At 70.4% G+C, this 15,008-nt stretch carries 18 protein-coding genes and 1 pseudogene; 8 read left to right on the forward strand and 11 right to left on the reverse strand.

Annotation, left to right across the window (positions count from 1 at the left end; genetic code table 11):
• Nucleotides 1-157 precede the first annotated feature (157 nt).
• Both H181DRAFT_RS30180 and H181DRAFT_RS21250 read left to right on the forward strand, forming a co-directional pair.
• Nucleotides 158-292 (forward strand): hypothetical protein, encoded by a 135-nt coding sequence (locus H181DRAFT_RS30180; protein WP_302622651.1) that lies wholly within the window; start codon nucleotides 158-160, stop codon nucleotides 290-292.
• A 19-nt stretch (nucleotides 293-311) separates the two neighbouring features.
• Nucleotides 312-927, forward strand: a pseudogene (locus tag H181DRAFT_RS21250) (serine hydrolase domain-containing protein); the annotation flags it as partial.
• Nucleotides 928-941: 14 nt separating this feature from the next.
• On the opposite strand, the gene H181DRAFT_RS21255 reads toward H181DRAFT_RS21250, so the two are convergent.
• Together H181DRAFT_RS21255 and H181DRAFT_RS21260 are read right to left on the reverse strand one after the other, a co-directional pair.
• Nucleotides 942-1,127, reverse strand: a complete 186-nt coding sequence (locus H181DRAFT_RS21255) for a DUF397 domain-containing protein (protein WP_045866168.1) — start codon at nucleotides 1,125-1,127, stop codon at nucleotides 942-944.
• Nucleotides 1,124-1,978, reverse strand: coding sequence for a helix-turn-helix domain-containing protein (locus H181DRAFT_RS21260; protein ID WP_045866169.1), 855 nt, complete (start codon nucleotides 1,976-1,978; stop codon nucleotides 1,124-1,126). The genes H181DRAFT_RS21255 and H181DRAFT_RS21260 overlap by 4 nt, the downstream gene beginning before the upstream one ends.
• 161 nt (nucleotides 1,979-2,139) lie before the next feature.
• On the opposite strand from H181DRAFT_RS21260, the gene H181DRAFT_RS21265 reads away from it, so the two are divergent.
• Together H181DRAFT_RS21265 and H181DRAFT_RS21270 are read left to right on the forward strand one after the other, a co-directional pair.
• A complete protein-coding gene (locus H181DRAFT_RS21265; RefSeq protein WP_074467974.1) occupies nucleotides 2,140-2,646 on the forward strand; it encodes an ATP-binding protein in 507 nt (168 codons plus the stop codon).
• A 199-nt stretch (nucleotides 2,647-2,845) separates the two neighbouring features.
• On the forward strand, nucleotides 2,846-3,178 hold the full coding sequence (locus tag H181DRAFT_RS21270) for an antibiotic biosynthesis monooxygenase family protein (RefSeq protein ID WP_045866170.1): 333 nt from the start codon (nucleotides 2,846-2,848) through the stop codon (nucleotides 3,176-3,178).
• 136 nt (nucleotides 3,179-3,314) lie between these two features.
• On the opposite strand, the gene H181DRAFT_RS21275 is transcribed toward H181DRAFT_RS21270, so the two are convergent.
• Nucleotides 3,315-4,550: an MFS transporter gene (locus H181DRAFT_RS21275; protein ID WP_045866171.1), complete on the reverse strand. Its 1,236-nt coding sequence runs from the start codon at nucleotides 4,548-4,550 to the stop codon at nucleotides 3,315-3,317.
• 313 nt (nucleotides 4,551-4,863) lie between these two features.
• Between H181DRAFT_RS21275 and H181DRAFT_RS21280 the strand changes: the two genes are divergently transcribed.
• Both H181DRAFT_RS21280 and H181DRAFT_RS21285 read left to right on the forward strand, forming a co-directional pair.
• Nucleotides 4,864-5,205, forward strand: a complete 342-nt coding sequence (locus H181DRAFT_RS21280) for a VOC family protein (RefSeq protein WP_045866172.1) — start codon at nucleotides 4,864-4,866, stop codon at nucleotides 5,203-5,205.
• A 220-nt stretch (nucleotides 5,206-5,425) separates the two neighbouring features.
• Nucleotides 5,426-6,919: a class I adenylate-forming enzyme family protein gene (locus H181DRAFT_RS21285; protein ID WP_052708681.1), complete on the forward strand. Its 1,494-nt coding sequence runs from the start codon at nucleotides 5,426-5,428 to the stop codon at nucleotides 6,917-6,919.
• A gap of 69 nt (nucleotides 6,920-6,988) precedes the next feature.
• Here the strand turns inward: H181DRAFT_RS21285 and H181DRAFT_RS21290 are convergent, their stop codons facing one another.
• From H181DRAFT_RS21290 to H181DRAFT_RS21300, 3 genes are all read right to left on the reverse strand, one after another.
• The gene (locus H181DRAFT_RS21290) at nucleotides 6,989-7,300 is read right to left on the reverse strand and encodes a winged helix-turn-helix domain-containing protein (RefSeq protein WP_045866173.1); all 312 of its coding nucleotides are present in this window, start codon (nucleotides 7,298-7,300) and stop codon (nucleotides 6,989-6,991) included.
• Nucleotides 7,293-7,850 carry a hypothetical protein gene (locus H181DRAFT_RS21295; protein WP_045866174.1) on the reverse strand — a complete coding sequence of 186 codons (558 nt, stop codon included), beginning with the start codon at nucleotides 7,848-7,850 and terminating at the stop codon, nucleotides 7,293-7,295. The genes H181DRAFT_RS21290 and H181DRAFT_RS21295 overlap by 8 nt, the downstream gene beginning before the upstream one ends.
• A gap of 128 nt (nucleotides 7,851-7,978) precedes the next feature.
• Nucleotides 7,979-10,054 carry an APC family permease gene (locus tag H181DRAFT_RS21300; RefSeq protein ID WP_045866175.1) on the reverse strand — a complete coding sequence of 692 codons (2,076 nt, stop codon included), beginning with the start codon at nucleotides 10,052-10,054 and terminating at the stop codon, nucleotides 7,979-7,981.
• Between the two features lie 69 nt (nucleotides 10,055-10,123).
• Here H181DRAFT_RS21300 and H181DRAFT_RS21305 point away from each other — a divergent pair, with 69 nt between their 5' ends.
• Both H181DRAFT_RS21305 and H181DRAFT_RS21310 read left to right on the forward strand, forming a co-directional pair.
• A complete protein-coding gene (locus H181DRAFT_RS21305; RefSeq protein WP_045866176.1) occupies nucleotides 10,124-10,792 on the forward strand; it encodes a potassium channel family protein in 669 nt (222 codons plus the stop codon).
• A gap of 34 nt (nucleotides 10,793-10,826) precedes the next feature.
• Nucleotides 10,827-11,492 carry a potassium channel family protein gene (locus tag H181DRAFT_RS21310; RefSeq protein WP_074467975.1) on the forward strand — a complete coding sequence of 222 codons (666 nt, stop codon included), beginning with the start codon at nucleotides 10,827-10,829 and terminating at the stop codon, nucleotides 11,490-11,492.
• Nucleotides 11,493-11,627: 135 nt separating this feature from the next.
• On the opposite strand, the gene H181DRAFT_RS21315 is transcribed toward H181DRAFT_RS21310, so the two are convergent.
• From H181DRAFT_RS21315 to H181DRAFT_RS21335, 5 genes are all read right to left on the reverse strand, one after another.
• Nucleotides 11,628-12,512, reverse strand: coding sequence for a DUF3159 domain-containing protein (locus H181DRAFT_RS21315; protein ID WP_045866178.1), 885 nt, complete (start codon nucleotides 12,510-12,512; stop codon nucleotides 11,628-11,630).
• Between the two features lie 3 nt (nucleotides 12,513-12,515).
• Entirely contained in the window at nucleotides 12,516-12,923 is a 408-nt protein-coding gene (locus H181DRAFT_RS21320) for an OB-fold nucleic acid binding domain-containing protein (protein WP_045866179.1), read from the reverse strand.
• Between the two features lie 129 nt (nucleotides 12,924-13,052).
• On the reverse strand, nucleotides 13,053-13,841 hold the full coding sequence (locus H181DRAFT_RS21325) for a DUF3710 domain-containing protein (protein WP_045866180.1): 789 nt from the start codon (nucleotides 13,839-13,841) through the stop codon (nucleotides 13,053-13,055).
• Between the two features lies 1 nt (nucleotide 13,842).
• Entirely contained in the window at nucleotides 13,843-14,364 is a 522-nt protein-coding gene (dut, locus tag H181DRAFT_RS21330) for a dUTP diphosphatase (protein ID WP_045866181.1), read from the reverse strand.
• On the reverse strand, nucleotides 14,361-14,933 hold the full coding sequence (locus H181DRAFT_RS21335) for a PaaI family thioesterase (protein ID WP_045866182.1): 573 nt from the start codon (nucleotides 14,931-14,933) through the stop codon (nucleotides 14,361-14,363). The genes dut and H181DRAFT_RS21335 overlap by 4 nt, the downstream gene beginning before the upstream one ends.
• Nucleotides 14,934-15,008: the final 75 nt, after the last annotated feature.

Genomic DNA, 15,008 nt, shown 5'->3' on the forward strand with positions numbered 1-15,008 from the left:
CACGGCCTGAGCCTGCAGGGCACTCCGCCCGCTACATCTCGCAGTCCACGGGGGCACGGTCATCGACACGGTGCCGTAACCGAGGCGGACTCGATGTGTCGGCCACAGGCCGGTACCGGTTCGAGCCGGCAACCGATGCCGATCTGGACTCCGTCGCATGCTCGTCCCGGTTCGCACGCACCTCTTCGAACCGGACTCCACCGCACAGCCCCGTACGCCGGCGAAGGCACCAGAGCGCGCCTGCCGTGGCGAGGACGGCGAGGAGGAGGACGAACCCGTCTCGGCGAGCTGAGCCAGCCGGGCGGGGTAGCGCTCCGGGGGTTTACTCCAACACCAACTACCTGCTCCTCGGAGAACTCCTGGAAAAGGTGACCGGCACTACGGCGGAGCGGTACATCACCCGGAACGTCATCGAACGCGCCGGGCTCCGTAACACCGAAATCCCGCCGACCCGTACGTCAGCGGGCCGCACTCACAGATCTACGAGGCGTGGTTCGGCATGATCGACCCGCCGCGCGACCACAGCGTCTACGACATGTCATGGGTGGGGCCGGCAGCCTCGCTGATATCGACCGTCACGGACCTCAACCACTTCTTCGGCATGCCGCTTGCCGGCGAGCGTGTCAGCTGGTCGTCGCTGGCGCAGATGCAACGCACTATCCCAGTCGTTTCCCAAGAGGGTAAGACGATCGACTACGGGCTCGGCCTGCACCCGATCGAGGCTCCCGCCAGGGCACCTTTGGGGGCCATGGCGGCACCGTCTGGGGTGCTGGAGCGCTAGTCATGGCCCGTGCCGACGGCATGCGGCAGATGTCCTTCGCAGTGAACCTGCAGACGTGGAGCAGGCTCGGCTCCTCGGGCAAGCCGCAGCCCCATCCCATCGACGACGCGCTTGCGGCTCTCTACCGCGTGGCGATGTACGGCTGAGCCGATTGCAGAGTTCAGCCGTGCGCGGCGAACCGCAGGAAGCGATCCCATCCTTCACGGCCGACCGCGAAGTACGGAAGCGCCAAGTCCTTGGAGTCCCGTACATGGACGGCCTGGTCAGTGACGGCAACCTCGACGCAGTTGTCGCCCTGGGCGGTGCTGTAGCTGGACTTGATCCACTCGAGTCGAGACGTACTCATAGCGCTCCTAGCATCCGCTTCAACAGGCCCAGGGAGTCATTCGGTGAGAGGGCCTGCGAGCGCAGTCTGGCATAGCGCATCTGGATCCTGCTGACCTCTTTCGGGTCGGCGATCAGACGGCCGTTCTCCTGTCCCTCGGAGTACGCACGGCGCTGCCCCTGGCGTGTTTCCAGCACACAGGCCGGGCCAGCCAGGCACGCATGGAACTCGCTGTCCGCAGGCATGATCTGGAGCGTCGTGTTCCGCAGCGAGCACAGGTCCAGCATGTGGCCGAGCGATTCACAGGTGACGCCAACTCCCCCGAGACGGCGCATGAGCACGGCCTCCTCGACCACGAAGTCGAACGTCGCGCTGGGCCTGTCACGGAGCAGGCGCTGACGGTCCATCCGCGCGGTTACCGTCGCCTCCAACTCACCATCCGTCAGCGGCGGGATCTCGTTCTCGCACAGCGCCCGCACGTAGCCCTCGGACTGCAACAGCCCGGGCACGAGCCTGCATTCGTACGTGCACAGGCTCACCGCCTCCTTCTCCAGCCGCGCCCACCGCCGGAACCAGGCAGCCAGTCCGGGCTCGCCACGCGTCAGGTGTCTGGCGGCCCTCCGCAGCGCGCCGGTGTCCCCCAGCGCCTCCTCGGCCCGTTCCACGAACGTCACCTCAGGCATGCGGCGTCCCAACTCCACCGATTCCACGGTGTGCTTGGAGAACCGGACGTGCGCGGCGAAATCCACCCGGCTGAGTCCCGCGTGCTCCCTCAGGGCCTGCACGACCGCTCCGAACGTCCGCAGACTGTCCGACGGATCCGGCTCCCGCTCCCCCTCGCCCGCCGTGACTTCGACACCCTCGGCCGTCATACGCGCCCCTCCAGGTACCCCGCGTGAAAAGTTCCGCATCCGCAACTCACCCAGAGTGACGGGGAAGTGGCCGTACCGTCCACTCTTCGTGCCCGTACGCTCACCTCCCGTACGGAACGATCCGCTGGTGAAACCCCCCTCCACCGGCCAATCTGGCTCCCATGACCCCGAGCGCTCCCCAACTTCCCGTCACCGTACGTACGTTCACCCAGCTGCTGTCGTCGACCCGGCGCGGGGCCCGCCTGGCCCGGCTGCTGACGGCGGGAGAGCTGGCCGCCTGGGAGGTCGCACCGGACGTCGCGGAGCGTGCCGAGCAGATCGTCGCCGAACTCGCGGCCAACGCCTTCTTCCACGGCCGGGTACGCGGTCGCGACTTCCGGCTCGACCTCGCTCTCGACACCTCCGCCGGCACCCTCCGCGTCGAGGTCACCGACGCCCGCGGAGACCGCTTCCCCGGTCACCGTCCGAACGCGGACCCGGACGCCGAATCCGGTCGCGGCATCCTTCTCGTCGGCGCCCTCGCCGACCGCTGGGGAACGTCCCTGTACGCTCCGGGCGGCAAGACGGTCTGGGCGGAACTGGACTCCGGTCCTGCGCCCGGGTACACCTCCGCCCGGCCGACCGGCAGAGAGACGGACGGCAAGCGGCTCGGCTCCCCCATGGCCTGACGGCCGCCCGCCTGCGCCGTCCGTCCGCACACCCCGCCCGGCGCTCCAAGCACGTGAGCGGGCCGCCCGTTTCGTCCGGGCACCCCGCAACCCGGCTTCTCATCCGGCCACTTGGCCTCCGTGCACTCACGCACGCCGGATCCACTGGTGTCACTGTCGATACCTGCGGATTGCCCGCTGACACCGGTAATGTGAACGCATGATTGTTCGAATCTGGCGGGGGTGGACGACACCTGAGAACGCCGACGCGTACGAGTCGATCGTCAGCACCCGTGTCCTGCCCGCCATCGCCGAGCGCCAACTCCCCGGCTATCACGGCGCCTACCTGCTTCGGCGCCCGCTCGCCGAAGGCGAGGTCGAGTTCTCGACCGTCATGCTGTTCGACTCGCTCGACGCCGTCCGGGAGTTCATCGGCCCGGACTACGAGGTCGCTCACGTCCCGGACGAGGCAAGGGCTGTCCTCGCACGCTTCGACGAGCGGTCAGCGCACTACGACACGCTGCTGACACCTGAGGCCACGCGCCCCGCGTGAGTCCGGCACTGCCCCCATCCGCGCCGGGCGCTCGGAATCAAGGGCGGGGAAGGGCGTGGCGACGCGCGGTCCTGGCGGCGCGAAGGGCCGGGGCTGCTCGATCTCGGTGCAGACGGAACCGCCGCAGCCGCAGCAGTCAGCGCTCCACCCGCTTCAGACCTCGCACCGCCGGGATCGCCAGGAGCAGGGCGCAGGCGACCAGTGCCATGGACGCCGAGACGTACAGCACCGGCACCGACCCCACGGCGACCGCGAGCGGCCCCGCCACCGCCTGCCCGACAGGCTTCATCACCAGCGAGCCCGCCGCGTCGTAGGCGTGGACCCGGCCGAGTACGTCCTGGGGGACGTGCGTCTGCACGCTCGTATGGAATATGACGATCCAGAACGCCATGCCCACGCCGCTCACGCCGTAGCACACGGCTATCAGCGGCGCGGAGAGGCCGAGAGCGACTCCCAGCGGCATGAAGGTCCAGAGGATCATCGAGAGCGCACCGGCCCGGAGCGGATGCCGCGGCCGGAGTCTCATCGCGATGATCCCGCCGAGCACGCTGCCCGCCCCGAGGGAGGACATGACCAGGCCGAACACGGACGCCCCGTGGTCGGTGACGAGCGCACTGTTGCCGAGGGTCATGGTCGGTCCGGCGCCCGCGAGCTGCCAGAGCATGAAGACGACGATGACGCTCCACAGCCAGGTCCTGGCGCTGAACTCCCGCCATCCCTCGACGAGATCGGCGCGGAACGTCGAGACACCGTCCCGCCCGGCCGGGCCCATCGGTACGGCGCGGAGCAGCAGCAGGCAGGCGCCGCTGACCGCGTAGGTCAGCGCATCGAGGGCGACGACCGCCGCAGGCGAGGCGACCGCCAGCAGCAGGCCGGCCAGTGAGGGGCCGACGACGACGGTGACGGACTCCGAGATGCGCAGGGTGGCGTTGGCCTTCTGCACGTCCCGGGCGGTGAGCGGGGTGATGCTGGCCACTCCGGGCTGGAAGATCGCGCTGCCCGCCCCGATCAGGGCCAGCAGCGTGAGAATCTGCCACAACTGCGGCGTGCCCTGCAGGAACAGCAGCGCGAGCACTCCCTGGGAGCACAGCCGGGCCGCGTCCGAGACGATCATCAGCCGGCGGGCGCCGAAGCGGTCCGACAGCACCCCGCCGAAGATGATCAGGGCTGCGAACGGTGCCACGAGCGCGGCGAGCGCGTACCCCACGCCGCTCGCCCCGTATCCCGCACGGAGCACGGCGGCGGTGATCGCGACGGGGAGCATCGCGTCACCGAGCAGGGAGGTGGTGCGGGCGGCGAAGAACAGCCGGAAGTCCCGCGTCCACAGCGGTGGTTCAGACGCCGCCCCTTCGACCCGCAGGTCATGGGCCATGTCCGAGGCAGCCACCGCTCACCGTCCCCACCTATGCCGTTATTTCGGACCAGGGCGGAGTCTGGTCCCCCCGTTGTCCCCGGTCAACTGCTTATTCCGGCAAGCGCGAGGTGCGCGCCCGCAGTTGAGGACGCCGTCCGCGTCCCGTCGCCAGGCGGTCCCGACGCGTCACGATCTCGACGTGGGGCCGGTGCGGCGATGAGTTCCCGGCACCGCCGGAGTCGTCATGGGCACCAAGTACATCCCCCTCCCCGCGTCCCCCCGTGTCCGCCGACCGTATCCACCGACCGCACACGCACACATGGAGGCCGTCATGGCCCGGGAACTCTTCGCCGGCGTCCCCGTCACCGACTACGCGGCGGCACTGCCCTGGTACGAGCGGTTCTTCGGCGGGAAGCCGTCGTTCCTGCCGAACGACGTCGAGGCCGTGTGGGAGGTCGCCGAAAGCCGCTACGTCTACATCGTGGAGGACCCGGTCCGGGCGGGGAACGCCCTCGTGCTGACGTTCGTCGACGATCTCGACGGCCGGGTCGCCGGGATCGCCCGGCGGGGCATCGAGCCCGCGGAGCGCGAGACGTACGAGGGCGGCGTGACCAAGGTGATCTACCGGGACGCGGACGGCAACGAGATCAGCCTCGGCGGCGGGCCGGACTGACGCCGCCTCCAGTCCCGGCGGCCCCGGCCCGACGGGCGCCCCGTCGCGGCACGGACAGGCGCGCCGTCCGCCGCGGGCTTACGCTTCCCATATCGCCCACCTGCGGGTTCCGCCCCCGTCCGCCATCGAGAACCGTCCCGGCCCGCTCGCCTGCCCCTGCCGCCGGCGGACGGCCGGATCTGCTCGATGCGGGCTTCCGACGACGGCCTGGGAGGACGCCATGTCCACCGAAGCTGGTCCGGTTCCGCTCAGCGGCCTGCTCGCCGGGCACGCGCCCGGCGCGCCGTGCCTGGTCTTCGGGGGCCGGCGCTGGACGTACGCCGAACTGGCCGCTGCCACGGACGCCCTGGCCTCGGAGATGGCCCCCGTGTCAGGTGAGCGCGTGGCGTTCATGCTGCCGAACTGCCCGGAAGCGGTGACGGTGTACCTGGCCTGCTTCCGCTCGGGAGCTGTGGCGGCGCCGTTCAACACCCGGTACGCGCCCGCCGAGGTCGAAGCGGCCCTGACGCGGTCCCGTCCCCGGTGGCTGATCGTCCACGAGAGCCTCCTCGGCAAGCTGGAGGGCGTACGGCAGGAGGTCCTGGCGGGGGTCCGCGTCCTCGTGGCGGGCCGCGGCGAGGTCCCCGTGGCGGGCCGCGGCGACGGCTTCGAATCCCTGACGCCGCTCTGCGCCTCCGGAGCGAGGCCCACCGCGCCACGTCCCGGACCGGACCGGCCGGCTCTGCTGTTCTTCACCTCGGGGTCCACGGGCCCGCCCAAGGGCGTCCTCCACAGTCAGCGTTCGGCCTCCGCCATGCTGAGCAGCACCTCCGAGGCGATGGGAGACGTCGGCCCCCGCGACGTGACGCAGGTATGCGACCCCCTGGCCCACGTGAGCGGCTTCATCGAGACGATGACGACGCTCGCGGCCGGAGGAACGGTCGTGCTGCTCGACGGTTTCGAACTCGACTCGTACGTATCGGGGTTGCTCACGCACCGCCCCACTCTGGTCTGCACCCACCTCGACGTCCTGGCGCAACTCGTCCATGCCCCGGGCGCCCGCGGCGGGTGGTTCTCCTCGCTGCGGGGCGTCTACGCCGGCGGCGACACCTTCCCCGCCGCGCTCCAGCGCGACTTCAGGGACCTCACCGGTCTGGCCGTCGGCGTCGGCTGGGGGATGACGGAGGCGATCTGGCTGACTCTGGACCGCAGTCCGGGGCCGGACCGCGAGGGCTGCGTCGGCGTCCCGGTCGGCGGCGCAGAAGTGCGCACCGACGTGACGGGCGAGCTGCTCGTGCGCGGGCCGATGCTCATGACGGGGTACTGGGAGGACCCGAGGCTGACGGAGGACTCCTTCACCGGCGGCTGGTTCCGCACGGGCGACCTGGGTTCTCAGGACCCGGACGGCGCCTGGTGGTTCGAGGGGCGCATCAAGGACCTGATCGTGCGGCGCACCTCGAAGATCACACCGGGAGAGGTCGAGGCGGCCATCAACGGGCATCCCGACGTGGCCGCCTCGGCCGTGGTGGCCGCACCCGACGCCGAGGAGGGGCAGGTCCCGGTGGCCTTCGTCGTCCCCTCCCCCGCACGCGGTCTCACGCCGGACGGCCTGATGGCCTACCTGCGCAAGAGGATCGCGGCTTACAAACTGCCCGCCCGCATCCACTTCCTGGACCGGCTGCCGCTCACCGCGAGCGGCAAGATCGACCACAACGACCTGCGCAGTCTCGTCTGACCCCCGCGCTCTCGGTGGCGCCCTCGCGGCGATGCGTCACCGAAGCGACGGCAGCGGGGAGGGCCCGCCTCAGGAGCCGAGATTGCGAAGCCGCTCGAGCTGCTCCCAGTGTCGCGTGATGGCGGCCCTGCCCTGGGGCGTGAGGCCCACGCTGGTATGGGGCTTCTTGCCGACGAACGACTTGGTGATCGTCACCAGACCGCCCGCCTCCAGCTTGGCGAGATGGCTGGACAGGTTGCCCTTGGTCACCCCCAGCACGTTCTGCAGGAACAGGAAGTCGGCCGACTCGATGCGCTGCAGCACCGTCAGGATGCCCATCCGGGCGGGCTCGTGTACCAGCCGGTCGACCTGCCCGACGTCGGAGCTCCCGGGGTCAGCCATCGGCGACGGGCCGCATCGCGCTGGTGAGCCGGAGATGGTCGACCGCTCCGATGGCGATGAGCGCCAGGCCCATCAGTCCGACATCGGCCCGCCAGCGTCCGTCCGACGCGACCAGCCCGGCCAGCGGGAGCAGTGCGCCGGCCGCGAGCGCGCCGACCACGGCCGCCTGGGAGCGGGTCACCCCGACATGCCGGTAGTTGAGCAGGCCGAGGATCAGCAGTCCGACGGCTCCCGCCAACGGCCCCAGCAGGACCGGCGCGTCCAGAGCTTCGTCGGCCACGATCCCCGAGCACGCGACGACGATCAGGATGACGGCCGAAGCCACGGACATCCAGACCTGCTGGGGGCGCTGACGGACCTTGCCGTACTTCTTGTAGTAGTAGCCCTGCCCCAACGGCACGGCCATCGCGACGACGGCCGCGCCGTAGGCGGGAGTCGCCGTCAACGCCATGATGATCAGCCCCACGCCGGCTCCGAGCATGGTGAGGCCCTGGAGGGCCTCATAGTCCGCGGCCACCGCGGAGGCCCGCTGAATCGGATCCGTGGGCATCCCTGGCTTCCTCATACCGCTCCCTCAACGCCGACTGGTTTGCGCTGCAAACCCTAGCCTCGGCAGCGGCGGCCGGCAAACGGGTCTGCGTCGCAAACCTCGATTCGAGGCGCCGTCCGGCCCGGGCCCTACTTCCCTGGCCCGGGCTTCCTCCCCGCGCCACCCCCGTCGCGTCCGGCTCCCGAACGCCCCACCGGCCCCCGCCGCACCGACCCCGGCGCGTCCCACTCAGCGCGCTTCTTCGCGCGCTTGCGCGCCAGTTCGGACGACTCCAGCTGCCACGGCACGGACGTCACCATGACGCCCGGCGTGTACAGCAGCCGCCCCTTGAGTCGCAGCGCGCTCTGGTTGTGCAGCAGCTGCTCGTACCAGCGGCCGACGACGTACTCCGGGATGAAGACGCTCACCACGTCGCGGGGATTCTCCGAACGCAGCCGCTTGACGTACTCGATGACGGGCCGCGTGATCTCGCGGTACGGGGAATCGAGGATCTTCAGCGGTACGTCGATGCCCGCCTCCTCCCACTCCCTGCGCAGCTGCGCGGTCTCCTGGGCGTCGACGCTGATGGTCAGGGCCTCCAGCGTGTCGGAGCGCATCAGCCGGGCGTACGCCAGCGCCCGCAGGGTCGGCTTGTGCGTCTTGGAGACCAGCACGATGGAGTGCACGCGGGAGGGCTTCACACGCTTCTCGTCCGGATCGTCGGCGGCCAGCTCCTCCGAGACGAGGTCGTAGTGGCGGCGGATGGCGGTCATCACGCCGTAGAAGAGCAGCATGCCGAGGAGCGAGACCCACGCGCCGTGCGAGAACTTCGTCACGAGTACGACGAGGAGCACCAGCCCCGTGCAGAAGGCGCCGAAGGTGTTGATCACCCGGGAGCGGTGCATGCGGCGCCGTGCTCCGGCGTCCCCCTCCGTCGCCAGGAGCCGGTTCCAGTGCCGGACCATGCCGATCTGGCTGAGCGTGAAGGAGACGAAGACGCCGACGATGTAGAGCTGGATGAGGCGCGTGGAGTCGGCCTCGTAGGCGACGACCAGTATGGCCGCGGCTCCGGCGAGCACCACGATGCCGTTGGAGAACGCCAGCCGGTCGCCGCGGGTGTGCAGCTGGCGAGGCAGGTAGCGGTCCTGGGCGAGGATCGAGCCGAGCAGCGGGAAGCCGTTGTAGGCGGTGTTCGCGGCGAGGAACAGCACGAGGGCCGTCGCCGCGGCGAGGAAGACGAAGGGGAGGGACCCGCTGCCGAACACGGCTGCCGCAACTTGGGAGATGACCGGGTCCTGGTGGTAACCGGCGCCCGCCGGTTCGCCGTTGACGATCAGCTCCGTCGCGGGGTTCTCGGCCATCTTCACGCCCGTGGCCAGCGCCAGCAGGATGACGCCGCAGAACATCGTCACCGCGATCAGGCCCATCACCGCAAGGGTGTTGGCGGCGTTCTTCGACTTGGGCTTGCGGAAGGCGGGCACACCGTTGCTGATCGCCTCGACGCCTGTGAGGGCGGCGCAGCCGGAGGAGAAGGCCCGCAGCAGCAGGAAGGCCAGCGCGAAACCGGTGAGCCCGCCGCTGTGTTCGGCGTCGATCACGAAGTCCGCGGTGGGGGCGCGCATCTCGTCGCCGAGCAGGCCCCCGCGTATAGCTCCCCAGAGGATCATCCCGAAGACGCCGGCCACGAAACAGTAGGTGGGGACGGCGAACAGCTTGCCCGACTCCCGTACGCCGCGCAGATTCATCAGCGTCAGCAGCACGATGATGACGACGGCGACGGTCGTCTTGTTCTGGACGATGAAGGGGACCGCGGACCCCAGGTTCTCCACGCCGGAGGAGATCGACACGGCCACGGTCAGGACGTAGTCGACGAGCAGCGCGCTGGCGACGGTCAGCCCGGCCCGGCGGCCCAGATTGGTGTTGGCGACCTCGTAGTCCCCTCCCCCGGAGGGGTAGGCGCGTACGTTCTGCCTGTAGGAAGCCACCACCGTGAACATCAGGACGACGACCGCCACCGCGATCCACGGGCTGAAGTGGTACGCGGACACGCCTGCGACGGACAGGACCAGAAGCACCTCACCGGGGGCGTACGCCACCGACGACAGCGGGTCGGACGCGAAGACCGGCAGCGCGATCCGCTTGGGCAGCAGAGTCTCCGCGAGGCGGTCGCTTCGCAGCGCCCTCCCGAGCAGAAGTCGTTTGGGCAGATGGGTAATCCTGGACACGGAGAGGATCGTATGCGGTCAGCCGTGCGATGCTGAGGCGGCCCGCTGTAAGTGACGAGAGGGACGGGCGTGCATGTTGTGATCATGGGCTGCGGCCGGGTAGGCGCCGAGCTCGCACAGGCTCTGGAGCAGCAGGGCCACACGGTCGCGGTCGTGGACCAGGACCCGACGGCCTTCCGCCGCCTGGGCTCCGGCTTCGGGGGACGCAGGGTGACCGGGGTCGGGTTCGACCAGGACACCCTCAGGGAGGCCGGCGTCGAGGAGGCCGGTGCGTTCGCGGCGGTCAGCAGCGGCGACAACTCCAACATCATCGCGGCGCGCGTGGCCCGGGAGATGTTCGGCATCGAGCACGTCGCGGCGAGGATCTACGACCCCAAGCGGGCCGAGGTCTACCAGCGTCTGGGCATCCCGACGGTGGCCACCGTGCGCTGGACGGCCGACCAGATGCTCCGGCGCCTGCTGCCCTCCGGCGCGGAACCGCTGTGGCGGGACCCCAGCGGCGGCGTCCAGCTCGCGGAGGTGCACACCTCGACGAAGTGGGTGGGGCACCGGGTCAGCAAGCTTCAGGAGGAGGCCGGAGTGCGGGTCGCCTTCCTCACGCGGGTGGGCGAGGCGATGCTTCCGACGTCGGAGACGGTGCTCCAGGAAGGCGATCTGGTCCATGTGATGATGCGCTGCGACCAGGTCGATCAGGTGGAGGCAGTCTTCTCGCGGGGGCCCGAGGAGGGGCACTCGTGAACGGTGAAGGCACAGCGAACAGGGGACGCGGCCGATGAGGGTAGCTATTGCGGGTGCGGGCGCCGTGGGCCGCTCCATCGCGGGCGAGCTGCTGGAGAACGGGCACGAGGTGCTGCTCATCGACAAGGCGCCGACGGCGATCTCCGTGGAGCGGGTGCCGCAGGCGGAGTGGCTGCTGGCGGACGCCTGCGAGATCACGTCCCTCGACGAGGCAGCCCTGGAACGCTGCAACGTGGTGATCGCGGCCACCGGCGACGACAAGGTCAACCTGGTGGTCTCGCTGCTCGCCAAGACGGAGTACGGGGTGCCGCGTGTGGTGTCGCGCGTCAACAACCCCAAGAACGAATGGCTGTTCAACGAGTCGTGGGGTGTCGACGTCGCCGTCTCCACACCGCGGCTGATGTCGGCCCTGGTCGAGGAGGCCGTCAGCGTCGGCGACCTGGTGCGGCTCATGCGCTTCTCGCAAGGCGACGCGAACCTGGTGGAGTTGACGCTTCCGCCGGAGGCGGCCCTGGCGGGCACGCGGGTGGGGGACGTCGGCTGGCCCGAGGACACCGCCCTCGTCACCATCATCCGCGGCAACCGCGTGCTCGTTCCGGACAGCGACGACGCGCTGGAGGTCGGCGACGAGCTGCTGTTCGTCGCCGCGCCCGCCCGTGAGGCGCAGCTGGAGGACCTGCTCTCCGTCCGCGGCGAGTGACACCCCGGGACAGCGGCAGCTTCAACGGGCGGGCCGTTGTACTGGATCGGTCCTGTGGGGCCGGGCCGTCAGCCCGGCTCCGCCCGTACACGCGCCGGCGGCGCTCCGCCGCCGGCGCCCGGGCGGCCCGGGCCGTCAGCGGCGGTGACGCCCCGGCTGCTGCCCCCCGCCCGGCTCCTGCGCACGCTCGGACTCCGCGAGCAACGCCGAGGCGGCGTCGTCCGCGAGGCCCTCGCCGATGGCGTCGAGCTTCTTCTTCTGCTGCTCCCGCTCCTGCTCAGCCTTCTCCTCGGCCTCCATCTCCGCGATGACGTTGATGGGCGCGGGCGCCTTCGCCAGGAAGATCCACGTCAGGTAGACCGCGAGCAGGAAGGGCGGAATCTTCAGCGCGACCGTCACCCAGCCGAAACGCGTCGCGTCCGCTCCCGCGAAATACATCGGGAAGAGGATCGCGCACTTGCCGAGCAGGATGAATCCCCACGCGTAACTGGCCTTCGTGTAGGCCCTCTTGCGGCCCGGGTTCCGCTTGCGCCAGGAGAGGTTCTCCTTGAAGACCGGCCCGAGGACGAGGCCCAGCAGCGGGACGCCCGCCGCCGCCGTGATGATGTACGCCAGGGCGAGGCCCAGCGTGTAGAGCATGCCGGGCAGGTAGAAGGCCTTGGCGTCGCCCGTCATCATCGCGAAGATCACGCCGAAGGCCACGCCGAAGACGCCGCTGAAGGCGTGCTTGACGGTGTCCCTGCGGATCAGCCGGAAGATCCCCAGCACGGCGGAGAGGGCCAGAGCCGTCAGCGCCGCCGCATGGATGTCCTTGTTGATCGTGAACATGGTGATGAAGACGAGGCCCGGAACGGTCGTCTCCACCAGGCCGCGCACACCGCCGAAGGCTTCGAAGAGCGCTGCCTCCGTCACGGCACGCGGGGCCGCCGCGTCATCGGGTTGCGTTCCGCTGTCGGATGCCGGGTCGGCACCGGTCCGTCGGCCGGTTCCGTCGGCGGCCGGCTTGTCGAGGGGGGTCACCCGCTACTCCTGTCCCAGGGGTCGCAACTCGTACTTCGGGTTGAACATCACTGGACGGCCGTGGTTGAGCGAGACCCGTCCCCAGACGATCAGGCTCCGGCCCGGTTCTATGCCGGCGATTGCCCGGCGGCCGAGCCAGATCACGTCCAGGGCGGCGGACCCGTCGAACAGCTCCGCCTCCAGCGTCGGCACCCCGGCCCGCGGGCGCAGGGTGACGGTGCGCAGGGTACCCGTGACGCGCACTGTCTCGCGGTCCTGGCAGGCGGCGATGCGGGTGCAGCCCTTGCTGTCCGCCTCCTCGCGCAGCTCCTGGGAGTGCAGATCCTCCTCAGTAGAGGAAAGCCGCTCCAGGAAGCGCTTGAAACGCCCCCCGCCGCGCGGTCCCTGCTCTGCTCGGATGGCGCCTGTCATGGTGCCAGCGTACCGGGGAGAGCGGGCCCCGAACGGCCCAGGACCCCATCGTTCCCCGGGGATGCGCGGACACGCGACGGCCGTGGGGCCGGCCGGCGCGGCGGCCCCACGGCCGGAAAGCACTGACGCTCAGCGGACCTCGCTGATCTCCGGTCCGCGCTGCAGCTTGTCGAGGCCGCCCGCGAAGCGGGAGCCCTCCTCGACGGTCTCCTGCTGGACGCCGTCCGGCACCATCTGCGCATCGTCCGGCAGCTTCAGGACGATCGGGTCGCGGGGAGCCATGGGAGCGTCGCCGCGGACCACCACGGTGTCCTGGAAGACCTGCTCCAGCAGGACGCCCGACTCGGGCTGTACGGCGCCCTGGCCCGAGATCACGCCCCGCAGGAACCAGCGCGGCCCGTCCACACCGACGAAGCGGACCACCTGCACGCCGTTGGTGCCGTCGGGCAGCTGCACCGGGACCTGCGCACGCAGCTCCCAGCCGAGCCGGCCCTCGACCTCGTCGATGACACCGCCCTGCTTGGTGATGCCGGTGGCGATCTCCTCGCGCACCTCCTCCCACAGGCCCTCGCGCTTGGGAGCGGCGAAGCCCTGGAGCTGGATGGCGCTGTCCTGCAGTACGAGGGTCGCCGCGACGATCGACTCGCCCGCGACCTCCACGCGCAGCTCCATGCCCTCGACACCGGGGACGTACAGCCCGCCGAGGTTCACCCTGCCGTTGCTGGGGTCGGTCACCTCGCTGACGTCCCAGGGCCCGTCGGGTCGCGGCGCCGGAGGCAGCTTCACTCGCGCTGCCTGGGCGTCGGTGACGGAGTCGGCGGGGTCGGAGCTCCGGGCGGCGCCCTGCCCGTCCGTCCCGAAGTCGTCCGAGGCGCCCGTCTCAGGCTCTTCGCTCTTCTTGCGACGACGTCCGAACACGTCACTGTCCTCTCAGGTCGGAATGCCGGTCGGCTCCGACCGGAACGTAGTCATTCTGATGTGCGGCGGCCGCGGTGCTGCCGCCTGTGGAGCCGAATCCCCCCGCGGCCCGCGCCGAGCCCGGCAACTCTGCCACCTCGTGGAAGCGCACCTTCTCCACTTGCTGGACGACGAGTTGGGCGATGCGGTCGAGTCGCTCGAACCGCACGGTCTCGCGCGGATCAAGATTTGCCACGATCACCTTGATCTCCCCACGGTACCCGGCATCCACGGTTCCGGGTGCATTGACCAAAGAGATGCCGCACCTGGCCGCGAGACCGGAACGGGGGTGCACGAACGCCGCGTACCCGTCGGGCAGCGCGATCGACACCCCGGTGGGCAGAACGGTGCGCTCCCCCGGCGCCAGCTCGGCGGCCTCGGTGGTCACGAGGTCGCAGCCGGCGTCGCCGGGGTGGGCGTAGCCGGGGACCGGGACGTCCGGGTCGAGGCGCCGCAGGAGTACGTCGACGGGCTGCCTGGTCACGGGTTCACCTCGAATGCTCGGGCACGGCGGACCTGATCGGGATCGGCCATCGCGGCCTGGATCTCCTCGTCCCGTCCGTTGTCGGTGAAGTGCTCGACCTTCACCTGGATGAAAAGGGCCTCAGCCCGCACGGCGACCGGCCCCTCGGCCCCGCCGATGCGGCCCTCCGCGCTGGTGAAGATCTTCCGCCCGTGGACGCCGGAGGCCCTGGCGCTCAGGTGCAGGACGGTGTCGACGGGCACCGGACGCACGAAGTCGGTCTCCAGCCGCCCCGTCACCGCGATCACATGCATGAGCCAGCCCAGCGAGCCCATCGTCTCGTCGAGCGCCGTGGTCAGTACGCCGCCGTGGGCGAGCCCGGGTGCCCCCTGGTGGACGGGGCGGACCGTGAACTCCGCGGTGACGCTGACCCCTTCACCCGCCCTGGTCTCCAGGTGCAGGCCGTGCGGCTGGCCGCTGCCGCAGCCGAAGCAGTGCTGGTAGTGGGAGCCGAGAAGGGTGCCCGGGGCGGGCGCGTCGGGATGGCGTTCCGCTGCGGCGGCGCCGGGCGGCGGCGTCAGGGATCTCATCGGGGGTACGCGCTGTCCGTCCGCGGGGCCGGGCGCCTTCGGCTGTCGTTCACTCACGTGTGCAGACCTTACCCC

The sequence above is a fragment of the Streptomyces sp. WMMB 714 genome (genome assembly GCF_900090125.1).
Classification (GTDB): domain Bacteria; phylum Actinomycetota; class Actinomycetes; order Streptomycetales; family Streptomycetaceae; genus Streptomyces; species Streptomyces daqingensis.